The organism is Photorhabdus namnaonensis, from assembly GCF_001684335.1.
Classification (GTDB): Bacteria; Pseudomonadota; Gammaproteobacteria; order Enterobacterales; family Enterobacteriaceae; genus Photorhabdus; species Photorhabdus namnaonensis.
The window spans coordinates 14131-27810 of the sequence record NZ_LOIC01000061.1 but is presented as its reverse complement, the minus strand read 5'-3'; the positions used below and the strand labels follow the sequence as shown (position 1 = coordinate 27810).

At 42.0% G+C, this 13680-nt stretch carries 15 protein-coding genes; 1 reads left to right on the top strand and 14 read right to left on the bottom strand.

Annotated features, from left to right (window positions below):
• From Phpb_RS26760 to Phpb_RS10300, 9 genes are all read right to left on the bottom strand, one after another.
• Nucleotides 1-115 (bottom strand): PAAR domain-containing protein (locus Phpb_RS26760; protein WP_338046872.1); only part of this gene is annotated, 115 nt, incomplete at its 3' end.
• A 46-nt stretch (nucleotides 116-161) separates the two neighbouring features.
• Nucleotides 162-884, bottom strand: coding sequence for an Imm52 family immunity protein (locus tag Phpb_RS10335; protein ID WP_065390260.1), 723 nt, complete (start codon nucleotides 882-884; stop codon nucleotides 162-164).
• 12 nt (nucleotides 885-896) lie between these two features.
• Nucleotides 897-1670 carry a Tox-REase-5 domain-containing protein gene (locus tag Phpb_RS10330; protein ID WP_065390259.1) on the bottom strand — a complete coding sequence of 258 codons (774 nt, stop codon included), beginning with the start codon at nucleotides 1668-1670 and terminating at the stop codon, nucleotides 897-899.
• A gap of 104 nt (nucleotides 1671-1774) precedes the next feature.
• Nucleotides 1775-2041 (bottom strand): PAAR domain-containing protein, encoded by a 267-nt coding sequence (locus Phpb_RS10325; RefSeq protein ID WP_065390258.1) that lies wholly within the window; start codon nucleotides 2039-2041, stop codon nucleotides 1775-1777.
• Between the two features lie 46 nt (nucleotides 2042-2087).
• Nucleotides 2088-2810, bottom strand: a complete 723-nt coding sequence (locus Phpb_RS10320; protein WP_065390257.1) for an Imm52 family immunity protein — start codon at nucleotides 2808-2810, stop codon at nucleotides 2088-2090.
• Nucleotides 2811-2827: 17 nt separating this feature from the next.
• Nucleotides 2828-3586 carry a restriction endonuclease fold toxin 5 domain-containing protein gene (locus Phpb_RS10315; RefSeq protein ID WP_065390256.1) on the bottom strand — a complete coding sequence of 253 codons (759 nt, stop codon included), beginning with the start codon at nucleotides 3584-3586 and terminating at the stop codon, nucleotides 2828-2830.
• A gap of 1 nt (nucleotide 3587) precedes the next feature.
• Entirely contained in the window at nucleotides 3588-3929 is a 342-nt protein-coding gene (locus tag Phpb_RS10310; protein ID WP_065390255.1) for a hypothetical protein, read from the bottom strand.
• Complete coding sequence (locus tag Phpb_RS10305; protein ID WP_065390254.1) at nucleotides 3926-4423, bottom strand: DUF4123 domain-containing protein; 498 nt, start codon at nucleotides 4421-4423, stop codon at nucleotides 3926-3928. The genes Phpb_RS10310 and Phpb_RS10305 overlap by 4 nt, the downstream gene beginning before the upstream one ends.
• A 2-nt stretch (nucleotides 4424-4425) precedes the next feature.
• The gene (locus Phpb_RS10300; protein ID WP_065390253.1) at nucleotides 4426-6456 is read right to left on the bottom strand and encodes a type VI secretion system Vgr family protein; all 2031 of its coding nucleotides are present in this window, start codon (nucleotides 6454-6456) and stop codon (nucleotides 4426-4428) included.
• A 643-nt stretch (nucleotides 6457-7099) separates the two neighbouring features.
• On the opposite strand from Phpb_RS10300, the gene Phpb_RS10295 reads away from it, so the two are divergent.
• The gene (locus tag Phpb_RS10295) at nucleotides 7100-7390 is read left to right on the top strand and encodes a hypothetical protein (protein WP_036777751.1); all 291 of its coding nucleotides are present in this window, start codon (nucleotides 7100-7102) and stop codon (nucleotides 7388-7390) included.
• 531 nt (nucleotides 7391-7921) lie between these two features.
• On the opposite strand, the gene glnB is transcribed toward Phpb_RS10295, so the two are convergent.
• From glnB to Phpb_RS10265, 5 genes are all read right to left on the bottom strand, one after another.
• A complete protein-coding gene (gene glnB, locus Phpb_RS10285; RefSeq protein ID WP_011147501.1) occupies nucleotides 7922-8260 on the bottom strand; it encodes a nitrogen regulatory protein P-II in 339 nt (112 codons plus the stop codon).
• A gap of 15 nt (nucleotides 8261-8275) precedes the next feature.
• Nucleotides 8276-9898 (bottom strand): NAD+ synthase, encoded by a 1623-nt coding sequence (locus Phpb_RS10280; protein ID WP_065390251.1) that lies wholly within the window; start codon nucleotides 9896-9898, stop codon nucleotides 8276-8278.
• Between the two features lie 66 nt (nucleotides 9899-9964).
• Complete coding sequence (gene glrR / locus Phpb_RS10275) at nucleotides 9965-11302, bottom strand: two-component system response regulator GlrR (protein ID WP_065390250.1); 1338 nt, start codon at nucleotides 11300-11302, stop codon at nucleotides 9965-9967.
• Nucleotides 11299-12141 carry a two-component system QseEF-associated lipoprotein QseG gene (qseG, locus tag Phpb_RS10270; protein ID WP_240492510.1) on the bottom strand — a complete coding sequence of 281 codons (843 nt, stop codon included), beginning with the start codon at nucleotides 12139-12141 and terminating at the stop codon, nucleotides 11299-11301. The genes glrR and qseG overlap by 4 nt, the downstream gene beginning before the upstream one ends.
• 3 nt (nucleotides 12142-12144) lie before the next feature.
• Nucleotides 12145-13584, bottom strand: coding sequence for a sensor histidine kinase (locus Phpb_RS10265; protein WP_065390249.1), 1440 nt, complete (start codon nucleotides 13582-13584; stop codon nucleotides 12145-12147).
• Nucleotides 13585-13680: the final 96 nt, after the last annotated feature.

Genomic DNA, 13680 nt, shown 5'->3' with positions numbered 1-13680 from the left:
CCAAATCTTCTTTACCTGCTATGGGAATACCATTGTGAGTATATTGAGCAATAGCGGTAATCACCTTACCGCCATGATCTGTCGTATCGCCCAGCAGAATAACCGCTTTTGACATTAAAGTTCTCCATCGTTTTCCGATTGGTAAATAACATCACCTTTCATTAAATTTCGGTAATTAACGGCAGTAATCCCAGATTCACCAACTGAATTTCAACATCATTGGATTTATCAATATCCTCCTGATTTCTTCCATCAAAAATCCCTTTCTTGGTGATAACCAGAGTGCCGATCTGTTCATTATTCTGATACACAGGCAGCACATCTTCCGCCATAGGCAGATAGAACTTATCAATAATACGGGGCTGGTAAAGCATCCAACCGACACTTAAGCGATCAGGGAAAACCTGCCTGCCTTTTAAGGTATAGCCGTTAGTTTCCACTTGAATATAAGGAAAATCACGACTGGTCGCTAAATATTTAACTAAATCAATTAATCGGGATGCATTCAGTTGGCTACTGTCAATTTTTAAATTGAGTTCTAACTTAACCCAGTTAGGATGCCCAGATTTTGATTTATCATAAATAATACCACAAGATAATTCATCTTTTTGTCCATCCCACATTCCATTGATAAGTGAAGGAAAATTTTTCCTATACTCTTTTTCAAAGTCCCTTATTGCAACGCTTGTAGGCCCTTTTTCATCAAATACAATGTGTTTCAAGGCATCTTTTCGGGAATAACCGGTCAAATACCACATCTTTTTTTGCCCAAAAAAGATATCGATTTGCCGTGTGACACGAAATAAATCCATTAATGCCGAATTTACAGTAATGACTTCCTGCTGTTCATAACGTACATTAATTTTTAAACGAATTATTGCCATTTAAACCTCTAATTAAGCTGTCGCTGCCAAATTGGTACAGGGTGTATAGTGAACACTGATATTTTCATATTCACTGAACAATATCTTAAAATAGCTAAAACTGACAGGTTGTAAAAAATGCCATTCCACATAAGGAGTTCCCTCCAGTACATCACAGACTACTTGATGTCTTTTTGCCTGATTTCGCGCAGAAACCTGACCTTTCCACCAACTTTTTGGTTCACCCTCAGTATCAAAAAACTGGTCATACCGCGCTTTGGCCTCCAGAAACAGGCAATACGCCGGCCGCCAGCCATCAAAGGTCACTTTCAAGCATTGAAATTCCTGGATCATTTGTGTGAGCGGGTTATATTGAGTTTTCGCAATAAATCGCTGATAGTTAATCGTGATGGCGCTCCAGCGACTCACCTTGCGATATTTTTCACTTGTCACCGGAATAGCAAGGCAAGCCTCGCACGCTTTTTTAGTTTCCGTTTTTTCACATTCTTCCGTTTCAGACTGGGCTTTAGTCTGAACCGCACTGGCATCAACAGATTCATCCCCTAAATCATCGTCCTCCCAAAAATCCGCATGGACTTCGGCACTCCAGACGATATTTCGATCTTCATCCGTGATTTCAGGGCTTATCACAAAATCCGTTTTCTTATGGTGAATGTCGTCATCCTCTATAACGGATTTATCTTTACCGGTTTCCATGATACCGACTGCAATTAATACTCCGGCACAAGCGCTGGCGACATATTCAGCCGCACCCACTGCGACCGGGGCTAATAAGGGTATTGGCATATTAACGTCTCCTGTTTATCTTATTTTTCGCAATACAAAGAATATCTTTAAATTGCCGTTCGGATTTCTAACCAGGGTTTTAAATGCCCTGAATTGAACTCACATTAACTGGCAAGAGTAAACTCATGCTGACTGGCAATTAACTTTGCTCCACAGGCTGTTTGCATTCCTTCAAGCGCAATCGCTTTCCCTTTATATGTTAAAGAATCAGCCCCCTGGATAATAGGAAAGACACCTTTACACTGAGGACACGCCACCAAATCTTCTTTACCTGCTATGGGAATACCATTGTGAGTATATTGAGCAATAGCGGTAATCACCTCACCGCCATGATCTGTCGTATCACCCAGCAGAATAACCGCTTTTGACATTAAAGTTCTCCATCGTTTTCCGATTGGTAAATAACATCATTCCTCATCAAACTTCGGTAATTAATGGCAGTAATCCCAAGTTTACCAACTGAATTTCAACATCATTGGATTTATCAATATCCTCCTGATTTCTTCCATCAAAAATCCCTTTCTTGGTGATAACCAGAGTGCCGATCTGTTCATTATTCTGATACACAGGAAGCACATCTTCCGCCATAGGCAGATAGAACTTATCAATAATACGGGGCTGGTAAAGCATCCAACCGACACTTAAGCGATCAGGAAAAACCTGCCTGCCTTTTAAGGTATAACCGTTAGTTTCCACCTGAATATAAGGAAAATCACGACTGGTCGCTAAGTATTTAACTAAGCTAATTAACCGGGATAGACTTAGCTGACTAGTATCAGCCGCTAAATTTAATACTAACCACACCCAATTCGGGCGAGAAGTTGATGATTTAAAATAATCAATTCCACTATCTAATTCATCCTTTTCACCATCCCATATTCCATTAATAATAGCAGGGAAATTTTTCTTATAATCTTTTTCGAAACTTTTTATGGCAACTTCAGTTGGCCCCTGCTCATCAAATACAATATGTTTCAAGGCATCTTTACGGGAATATCCCTTTAAGAACCAGCTTTTTTTCTGCCCCAAAAAGATATCTATTTTCTGAGTAATATGAAACAAATCTATCAATGCAATATTAGGAGTAATGTTTTCTTGTTGCTCATAACGTATATTAAATTTTATATGAATTATTGCCATGTTGACCTCGTATTAAACTAAAGCGTCGCAGGGGTATAGTGAACACTGATATTTCTATATTCACCGAACAATATCTTAAAATAGCCAGAACTGACAGGCTGTAAAAAATGCCATTCCACACGCGGAGTATTATCCAGTGCATCACAGACTACTTGATGTCTGCGTGCCTGCTTTTTAGCGGAATAAATTCCCTTCCACCAATTTTTAGGATTTCCTTTACTATTAAAAAACTGGTCATACCGCGCTTTGGCCTCCAGAAACAGGCAATACGCAGGTCTCCAGCCATCAAAGGTCACTTTCAGGCATTGAAATTCCTGGATCATTTGTGTGAGCGGGTTATATTGAGTTTTCGCAATAAATCGCTGATAGTTAATCGTAATGGCGCTCCAGCGACTCACCTTGCGATATTTTTCACTTGTCACCGGAATAGCAAGGCAAGCCTCGCACGCTTTTTTAGTTTCCGTTTTTTCACACTCTTCCGTTTCAGACTGGGCTTTAGTCTGAACCGCACTGGCATCAACGGATTCATCCCCTAAATCATCATCCTCCCAAAAATCCGCATGGACTTCGGCACTCCAGACGATATTTCGATCTTCATCCGTGATTTCAGGGCTTATCACAAAATCCGTTTTCTTATGGTGAATGTCGTCATCCTCTATAACGGATTTATCTTTACCGGTTTCCATGATACCGACTGCAATTAATACTCCGGCACAGGCGCTGGCGATATATTCAGCCGCACCCACTGCGACCGGAGCTAATAAGGGTATTGGCATATTAACGTCTCCTGTTTATCTTATTTTTTGCAATAAAAAGAATATCTTTAAATTGCTGCTCGGGTTTTTGATCAGGGGACTCTAAGGCTGTCTTGATTGGCAAGGCATGCTGAAAATCAGGATTAAACGCGACCAGAGATAAATAGGATTGAATCAAGTATTTATCCTGAAAGTTTAATGACAGCAAATAGTCATAAGCAGCCATTAGCCGTTCGTTCAGCGAAGATGGGGAAGGAATTAAATCCGCATGTTTGGTAAAAAGTTCAGCCTGTATACGATCAATCACCGTCTGTTTTTCCAGTTTGGTGATAATATCAAATTGTTCCTGAGTCAATTCAATCATAATGGAGCTCCTGATACCGAATAATAAGTGGCATTGTGTTGATAAACCCATTTATTAATATCATACGTGAATGCGGACAATTGCTCATGGCTAAAAATGTCACTGATGCGATGCAAAATACGAGGATCATAAAAACGTAGAAGCGCAATCTGTTTTGTCGGCAGTTGAATATTTAAATATGGTACAAGGTGGCGAGTCAGCTTATCTAATGACAGAGAGGTTAATAACCATGATACTGCCGGATACGTTTCTTCAAGTGTTGATAATTTTTCTTGCCATTGACGTGCATATTCCATATCAAATAGCCACGGGCCTGCAAACGCAAGTTTTGAATCTGGATAGTGCCGGAATAGTGGGTTGTTGACACCCTCGATATAATTAATCTCCTCACCAAAACAGCGTTTATACTGCAAACCATTCACCAATGCGTAAAGCCGAATGCCGGGATGTTTTTTCTGGTAATTAACCAATTTTTCGCTTAATTCAAGTGTCATAATTATCCCCGAATAACGGTTATTGCTTCTTCAAGTTCAGCTTTCATCAAACAACTGAAACAAATTTCTTTAAGTAATTCTTGAGCAACAGGAGTGGATATTTCAGCACTGACCTGTTCCAATTTATCCAGCATATCCGGCAGTTTTCCTCCCCACCCCGAACCTGTACCCGGTGTTCCACTGGCAAAATTGATCCCGGCACTACTGCTGATGCCGCCGACGTCAATTTTAATAAAATGCCCCGCAGCCTGTAAGGTGAGCTCACTTCCAGCATCAATGACTATCTTCGCCCCGGAACTGAGGTGAATTTCATTTCCACTTTGTACCAACAACGCATCGTCAGCTTTAATATGAAGTTTTTGTCCGGTTGAAACGGAAATATCATGCTGCGCCAGAACACGATATTCATTATCAACACGTAAATGGGCGTCATGTCTAATATGATGAGTCTGATTATGTGCAATATTGACCATTTCATCGTTTAAAATCTCCGTTTTCATGTTCTTCTGAGCATGAATATAGATTTCCTCACCGCCTTTATCATCATCAAAACGCAGTTCATTAAACCCTTCCCCTTTATGGGTTTTTGATCGGATTACCATCTGCGTTTTTGCCATCGGCAAACGGTTCGGTGGGAGATTAATGGCATTATAGGTACGACCAATAATAATCGGCTGGTCAGGATCACCATGCAGAAAATCAACCAAGACTTCCTGACCAACACGCGGAATGGTCATCATCCCCCAACAGTGTCCAGCCCAAGATTGGCTAACTCTTATCCAGCAAGAACTCTGATCATTAAGTTCGCCATACCGGTCCCAGTCAAATTGCACCCGTACTCGTCCATATTCATCACAAAATATTTCTTCTCCCTCCGGCCCCACCACTGTGGCAATTTGCAAGCCATCAATACGTGGCTTGGGATAAGGCGAAGGACGCCATACCCGGTTGGGGCTACCAAAGGTGAAATGGTTCGTCAAAGTCGTCCCTCTGCCGCCAAAACGAGATTCATCCGCTTGAGGCTGATGGCCTTGGTGAATAATTTGGATTATTTGCCACGAAGTATTAAATTTTTCTTTCGGATGATCGGTAAGCTTAAACCACCTGCCCGGTAAGAGAGCAAAACTATCACTATGCCCATTACCGAGCAAAACATCATTACGCAACGCCTCCAGCCGGTACTGACTTATCCGCTGCCCATTCTTATCTTTATAACGTCCGGGAAAGTCATAGTAATAGTAACTAGGTAAATCCGAACGCTGATTGCCGATGTACCTGTAATTTTCGTGGAATTGAAAATCAGCAAACCACCGGGGATGTTTAAATGTGTAATCTCTCACCGAAACTTCAGCGATGCCCACTTTTTCTTCCCAACGAAACCGGCTGACGCAACACTGACTGCCTGTGGCGTCAAGTTCTGGGTTGTAGGGCAGTGTAAGAGAGCCATTCTCAGCGTAAGAGTCGACAAAAACCATTGTCGACTCACCCTTATCCTGATTAAAGTAATAGTAATAAAAGATCCCTTCATCAGCTAACAGACGCTGTAAAAAAGCCAAATCACTCTCATCGTACTGAACACAGAACTCCCGTACGGGATGTTCATAACGCAAGCAACAAGAGAATTGACGAACGCCATTTTCTTTCAATAGCCTATCAATAATATCGGTGACGGATTGATGCTGAAAAATACGGGAGTTAACCCGCAATCCGGCACGCCACAAGGAAGGATGGAGAGTCAAGGAATAACCACTACGATAACGGTTCGCGGTTTCCTGCACAAAATGAGTCACAATCCCGGTGATATAACGCTCAGGTTGTCCGTCACGATAAACGGTCAATGTGGCGTATTTATCCAGAACTTCCGCAAAATCAATGTCCGGCTTGATACAAGTCAGTGTGACGTGCAAACTGAATAGCGTTGACAACGCTTCATCCAGCATAAAATCAACCACAGCAAAAGTTTTCACAGGAAGATTACCAACCACGAGAGTAAAAACCAGTCCTGTTCGTTCTACATCAAAATTATTAACCATAACGATGATTACCTCTGTTGAATCGTCAGCTCACAATATATCCCTAAACGAAATGATCACAAAAGAAGCAATTATGATGTTTTTTAATCAATCATGCAATGAATTCATAAGAAAATATGATGAAATAGCAGAAGGCAGAAGGCAGAAGGCAGAGGACAGAGGACAGAAGTAATGATAAACAATTTATTCACTATGAATGTTTGGCCCACATAAGGTGATTTAAATTTTCAACTTAATATTACGGTGATAATAACCAATAAAGTGAAGTGAATAGAAACAGTATTTAATTTATAGTAATGATATTTATGATGACCTGTCCAGAAAGCCAAGGCAAAAATGATCAAACATATTTTCAGCAGGCAAGAGGTTTTCCCGCAATTCTTATTTACCACTATTTACGGTTTGAGAAGATTTAACTAGTTTCAAGCCGTAATAAATCATCCGATAGTTTAAATTAAAAACTGTTTTGATAATTTATTCCAAACATTAATTATAGTGATCAGTTATTTTATGAAATAAAAACGATAAAGAATATTAAATTAGATAAGAATTCCTCATCTATACTTAATGTTGTTAGTCCAAAACAACATCCTAATAAGTCTAATCTTAATAAAATCAGATTAAAATAGTGAGGGGTTGTAATATGGGCATTATTCACGTTACCAACAATATGAAAAATGATACGATTGAAGTTGCAATTAACTACTGGAGCACTGATTACGCAAGATTCACAGTGTCCGACGATTATTTTAATATCAGTCCTGGATATTTTAGGGCTTCCTGGTTTGTTGACGATTGGCGCGGTTATATCATGTCAGTCAAAAGGCTAGGAATTACATTTTCATATTTCATTTTACCTGATACCAAAATTATTGTCGGAGAAAATCGAGTTACAGAAAATGAGTATGTGATAAAACCTTTATTTGTAAGCTAGTTCATTTATATTTAATGTTGTGAGTCCGAAACGGCATCCTAATAAATCAAATCTTAATGAAATTAGATTGAAATAGTAAGGGAGTTGTAATATGAGCATGATTCACGTTACCAACAATACGAAATGTGACACAATTGAAGTTGCAATTAACTACTGGAGCACCGATCAAGCACAGTACCAAGTATCCGACGATTATTTTACTATAGTTTCTGGAGGTTATAGAGATTCTTGGGTTGTCGACGATTGGCGTGGTTATATCATGTCAGTCAGAAGGCTCAAAATTATATATTCATATTTCATTTTACCTGACACTAAGATTATTGTCGGAGAAAATCGAGTTACAGAAAATGGGTTTGTGATAAAACCTTTACTTGTAAGGTAGTTCATCTCCTTGATTGAATATATAAGATTATAAATGATCCCCTGTCTCTATTATCGGTGACCGTCTAAACGGTCACCGAAGAATTCCGGCTACTTTTATTGAGAGTGGCGCTTTATCTCTACCTGTCGCCACCCCAAATTTAAATGAAGCTAAATCGCCTCTTCGTCCTGCTCACCAGTACGGATACGCACAACACGCGCCACGTCGAATACAAATATTTTACCATCACCGATTTTCCCGGTTTGTGCCGTCTGCATAATGGTTTCAACACAGGTATCGACAATATCATCTGGCACGACAATTTCTATTTTCACTTTTGGCAGAAAATCCACCATATATTCCGCACCGCGATATAGCTCTGTATGCCCTTTCTGGCGGCCAAAACCTTTCACCTCGGTTACCGTCATTCCGGTGATGCCCACTTCCGCCAGAGCTTCACGCACATCATCCAGTTTGAAAGGTTTGATAATCGCATCAATCTTTTTCATGAAGTTTTCCTGTTGTTACCAGTTTTTACGGCCGAAACCAGAGGTAATCGGGTAGCGTCTGTCTTTACCAAAATTGCGTGGCGTAATACGCGGCCCCACCGGCGCCTGACGACGTTTATATTCGTTGATATCAACCAAACGAACAACTTTACGTACAATCTGTTCATCAAACCCCGCAGCCACCAGCTCATCAACCGACTTATCCTGTTCCACATAACCTTCCAGAATATCATCCAGAATGTCATAAGGCGGTAAACTGTCCTGATCAAGCTGCCCAGGCGCCAATTCCGCCGATGGCGGACGATCAATGACTCTTTGAGGGATCGCCGGCGAAACGGTATTACGATATTTTGCTAATTTAAATACCAATGTTTTCGGTACATCTTTCAGCGCATTAAAGCCACCCGCCATGTCACCATATAATGTGGAATATCCCACCGCTGATTCACTCTTATTACTGGTCGTCAGCACGAGACGATGGAGTTTATTCGACATCGCCATTAGAATAACGGCACGGCAACGGGCCTGTAAATTCTCTTCGGTGGTATCTTTGGCCGTACCCGCAAACAGAGGTTCAAATTGCGCCATAAAGGCATCAAACATCGGTTCGATCGACACCACATTAAACTCAACCCCCAACATCTCAGCTTGTTCTTTAGCATCTTCTATACTCATTTCAGATGTATAGCGGAATGGCATCATAACAGCCTGAACATGATCTTTACCCAATGCGTCAACAGCGATTGCCAGCGTTAAACCAGAGTCGATTCCCCCAGATAAGCCTAATAACACGCCTTGAAAGCCATTTTTGCGAACGTAATCATGCACTGAAAGGACTAATGCCTGATATACCTGCTGCAATGGCGGTAATTCAGGCGCTGGATTAACCATAGGTTCAATCTTTAATTCATTAAAGCGGCATTGTTGGATCTGTTCATTAAATGCGGCTAACCGATGAGTCACTTCACCATTTGCATTAAAAACTTTAGAACAACCATCGAAAATCAGCTCATCCTGACCGCCAATTTGATTAAGATAAATCATGGGTAAATCTGTACGTTGGCAATGTTCTCTAATCAGTTCATAACGAATATAAGGTTTTTCACGATTATATGGAGAAGCATTGATAGACAGAACTAAGTCCGCGCCTGCCTGTTTCAAGGCGTCAATCGGTTCATCAAACCATAAATCTTCACAAATCAATAAGCCGAGATTGTAGCCCTTAAATGGCACAACACAGCTTTTATCGCCCGCTTTAAAATAGCGTTTTTCATCGAAAACACCATAATTTGGCAACCGTTGTTTGAAATAACGGGCCAAAATTTCCCCTTGCCAGAATAAGGAAAGCGCGTTGTAAATCTCTCCGTCCTGTTCCCAAGGATGGCCAACTAAAATAGCGGTTTGGCGACTGGCAGCCTGTAAACGTGCCAATTGCTCACGGCAACGCTGATGAAAATCAGCCCGGAATAATAGATCTTCTGGAGAATAACCGGATATCGCCAGTTCAGAAAACATGACCAAATCAGCACCTTGTTGCTGTTGTTCCTGTACTGTCCGCAACATACGTTCACAGTTGCCTTCAATGTCGCCAATCATCCAATTAAGCTGTGCAAGGGCAATATTAAGAGTACGGCTCATATAATTTGGCTCTCCCAAGCCACCAATATTTATATCAGTGTAAAAACTTCCTGAGCGGCAGAAAAGTTATTCTTTAAAATCATTCGCATCCAATTCATGACGCGCCAGTAATTTGTAGAATTCAGTCCGGTTACGTCCCGCCATACGCGCCGCATGAGTCACATTCCCTTTGGTCATTTGCAGCAATTTACGCAGATAATTCAGTTCAAACTGATTTCTAGCTTCTACAAAAGTGGGCAACGCTGTATTTTCCCCTTCCAGCGCCTGCGTAACTAAGGCTTCACTAATAACCGGCGCGGTAGTTAGCGCGACGCACTGTTCGATCACATTAACAAGCTGACGCACATTGCCAGGCCAACTCGCCGCCATCAGACATTTCATTGCGTCAACGGAGAAACTACGGACAAAAGGTTTATGGCGTTTCGCTGATTCACGCAACAGATGATTCGCCAATAAAGGAATATCTTCAACCCGACCATTCAAAGCTGGAATTTTCAAGTTCACAACATTTAAGCGGTAATAGAGATCTTCGCGAAATTCATTTTTCGCCATCGCCTTCGGTAAATCACGGTGCGTCGCGGAGATAATCCGTACATCAATATCCAGATCGCGATTACTTCCGAGCGGGCGTATTTTACGTTCCTGCAATACCCGCAATAATTTAACCTGCAAAGCCAGCGGCATATCACCGATTTCATCAAGAAACAGCGTTCCTCCCTGCGCAGTAAGGAATAGCCCTTCACGGCTACTAACCGCACCGGTAAATGCGCCTTTGGCATGACCAAACAGTTCCGACTCAAGGAGTTGTTCTGGCAAAGCGCCACAATTAATCGCGATAAATGGTTTTTTCGCTCGCGGACTGGCGCGGTGAATTGCCAAGGCTAACACTTCCTTCCCGGTGCCACTCTGACCGTTTATCAGTACACTGACATCAGATTGAGCGACCATTCGCGCCTGCTCCAACAAGCGCAACATAACAGGACTGCGGGTAACTATCTGCTCCCGCCACTGTTCATCACTAGCGGGCGTGGACAACGCCAATGCGCCATCAATCGCTTTATAAAGCGCATCCCGATCAACCGGTTTAGTCAGAAAACTAAAGACACCCTGTTGAGTGGCCGCCACTGCCTCTGGAATTGAGCCATGAGCTGTCAGAATAATCACCGGCATGCCCGGTTGTTGCTTCTGGATTTCAGCGAACAGCGCCATACCATCCATTTCATCCATACGCAGATCACTGATCACCAAATCAACTTTTTCTTTAGTTAACAGTCTCAACGCTTCAGCGCCACTTTCTGCGGTTGTGACACGAAACCCTTCACTGGTAAGACGCATTCCCAACAATTTCAACAAACCAGGATCGTCATCAACCAAAAGAAGATGGGCTGGCTTACGCGCTGTCATTGTGTTGCTCCTTTATCTGATTCAGAGGTATTGTTTGGCGTACTGTATTTGTTAGGTAATGTCGTCGCTGGCGTTTCAGCGTGTTTATCCGCATTGTCTGATCCAGCACTCCCCTGATTTTGCTTACGGGAAGAGAGCTGACGCTCAATATCTGTCAGGTTTTCCAGTTTACGAGAAGTTTCTTGTAGCTCAAATTCCAACCGTGCGCGACTTTCTCGCAGACGATCAAGTTTATTATCCGTATCTGCCTGTAATTTTTGGAATCTTGCCCGCTCCTCAGCCACTGCAATTTGCTGAACCTGCTGTTCGCGCCATAACTGTAATAACGCTCGCAACGAGTCTGGGAATTTCAACCTGTATTTGTTGAAATTTTCAACCATTTTCCGACGTTCAGACAACGTAGGCCCGGCACTATTAAGTAAAATACTTTGTTTAAAAGCCATATCCCAAGTAACCGGAAGAGTGTATTTCGCTATATTACGCGCTTTAGCTGATGTCAGGCGATCTGAACAGTCCATCAATCGCAGCCAGTAAAGCGCGTTCTCAATCGATGGCGGCGTCTCTAAATCCCACATTAACTCACACTCAGCAATACGGTAATCCGTTACCCGTTGCTCTGGTATTACCATTTGCGTCACTGCCGTTAAATTATTATTAACCGGATTTTTGACGCAACCCGCCAATAAAAAAACGACGAAGATCAGCAAAATCATGCTAAAACCCCAAATTGAAACTCGTGGTAATAACAATCTGGCAACCAACACGTTTGTCCCAGGTTGTACTGCAATATTCTGCCGATCCGTCTTTTGTACAAAACGGTAAGTAGACCTGTTATGCATTATTTATTCATTCTCAGCAGTTAATGGCAATTTAATACGAAAACAGACGTCAGCAAATTCGCTCTGAATCAATATCAGTTCGCCCCCCATACGCTTAATACAATCCTGCGCAATACTTAACCCAAGACCGCTGCCTTTCACTGCGCCTTTACGCTGGAGCGTTCCCTGATAGAACGGTTCAAAAATCATACTACGTTCTGATTCGGGAATGGGCGTACCTGTATTAGCAACATTAATTTGAACATATTTGCCAATCTGACGACTTGAAACCCAGATGTTACCGGATTCGGCGCCATAGTGCACCGCATTAGAGTAGAGATTATCAATAACCCGCATTAATAGCGTAGGCTCTGCCCATAAAATATCAGCATCAAGCTGAATTTCCGTCTGAATATTCTTCGATCTCGCGGGTAAACTGTGTGATAAAACTACTTCATTAACAATTTCCCGCAGAGAAATCTGCTGTTGTTCCGTCGGGCCATCTGCCAGTTTGCGGTTATAATCCAGTAATTGCTCGATCAATTGTTGTAAATGTTTACTACTATTATCAAGAATAGCAACCACTTCTTGCTGATCAGCCGTTAATGGCCCTGCCACTTCATCAGCCAGTAATTCTGTCCCTTCCCGCATACTTGCCAGCGGTGTTTTCAGTTCATGAGAAATATGACGTAAAAATTCATGGCGTTGTGATTCTAACCAAGCCAAGCGTTCACTAAGCCAGATAATCCGTTGCGCCAAAGAGCGGAGTTCTCGCGGCCCCTGAAAAGAGTCTATGCGAACGCCTAATGATTGCCCTTCTCCCAATCGGTTAATCATGCGTTCAATCCCTTTAACCGGCCCGATAATCATGCGAGTAAATAACGCGACCAATAACGCACTCAGTAGAAATAAAATAAGACTCTGCCAGCCAAAAAATTGTCCTTTTTCAGCAATATCTCTCTGTAGCTGTTCTCCTCGGCTGAAAATAATATCACGGGTAGCCTGTACCATTTGGCTATTAGCATTGGAGAATTGCTCAAGTAATTGAGCGGCAGGTTGGGTAGGTTCGCTATTGAAGCAACTGATTTTTGTCAATTGCGATAATAAGCTGTTAAGCGTTTTAATATGCTGTTGGTCATCAAGTATAACCCTCTGATCTTTCAGCATCTTAAGGTATTGCTGATATTGCCTTTGGTAGAGATTTTCCAGCGTCTTATCCCCTAACACACAATATTGGCGATAACTACGTTCCATCTCCAACGCAATACCTGTCATAGCCTCACTGCGGCGGGCATCCGCTAGCGTGGTACGATTTATATCAGCCGCTTGCTCACTGAGTTGATCAAGACTCTGGTAAGCCTGATAAGCCAGAACCAATAACGGCAATAACACCAGCCAGAAGGCCATGACAACTAATTGGCGCAATGAGCGCGGAAATAAACGCCATTTTTTCAAGGAAATCATCTCGTAACCTGTCAGTACACCAATGCTAACCGACAAAGGGCAGATAGAAAAACCTATCGGCCGATAAATTCTGCTGTGACTGAAAATCAGTGTAAG

Coding starts and splice junctions, on each gene's coding strand:
- Phpb_RS10315 (WP_065390256.1), bottom strand. CDS start 3,586: ATGCCAATACCCTTATTAGCTCCGGTCGCAGTGGGTGCGGCTGAATAT.
- glnB (WP_011147501.1), bottom strand. CDS start 8,260: ATGAAAAAGATTGATGCGATTATCAAACCTTTCAAACTGGATGATGTG.
- Phpb_RS10320 (WP_065390257.1), bottom strand. CDS start 2,810: ATGGCAATAATTCATATAAAATTTAATATACGTTATGAGCAACAAGAA.
- Phpb_RS10300 (WP_065390253.1), bottom strand. CDS start 6,456: ATGGTTAATAATTTTGATGTAGAACGAACAGGACTGGTTTTTACTCTC.
- Phpb_RS10305 (WP_065390254.1), bottom strand. CDS start 4,423: ATGACACTTGAATTAAGCGAAAAATTGGTTAATTACCAGAAAAAACAT.
- glrR (WP_065390250.1), bottom strand. CDS start 11,302: ATGACAGCGCGTAAGCCAGCCCATCTTCTTTTGGTTGATGACGATCCT.
- Phpb_RS10325 (WP_065390258.1), bottom strand. CDS start 2,041: ATGTCAAAAGCGGTTATTCTGCTGGGTGATACGACAGATCATGGCGGT.
- Phpb_RS10280 (WP_065390251.1), bottom strand. CDS start 9,898: ATGAGCCGTACTCTTAATATTGCCCTTGCACAGCTTAATTGGATGATT.
- Phpb_RS10335 (WP_065390260.1), bottom strand. CDS start 884: ATGGCAATAATTCGTTTAAAAATTAATGTACGTTATGAACAGCAGGAA.
- Phpb_RS10330 (WP_065390259.1), bottom strand. CDS start 1,670: ATGCCAATACCCTTATTAGCCCCGGTCGCAGTGGGTGCGGCTGAATAT.
- Phpb_RS10295 (WP_036777751.1), top strand. CDS start 7,100: ATGGGCATTATTCACGTTACCAACAATATGAAAAATGATACGATTGAA.
- Phpb_RS10310 (WP_065390255.1), bottom strand. CDS start 3,929: ATGATTGAATTGACTCAGGAACAATTTGATATTATCACCAAACTGGAA.
- qseG (WP_240492510.1), bottom strand. CDS start 12,141: ATGCATAACAGGTCTACTTACCGTTTTGTACAAAAGACGGATCGGCAG.
- Phpb_RS10265 (WP_065390249.1), bottom strand. CDS start 13,584: ATGATTTCCTTGAAAAAATGGCGTTTATTTCCGCGCTCATTGCGCCAA.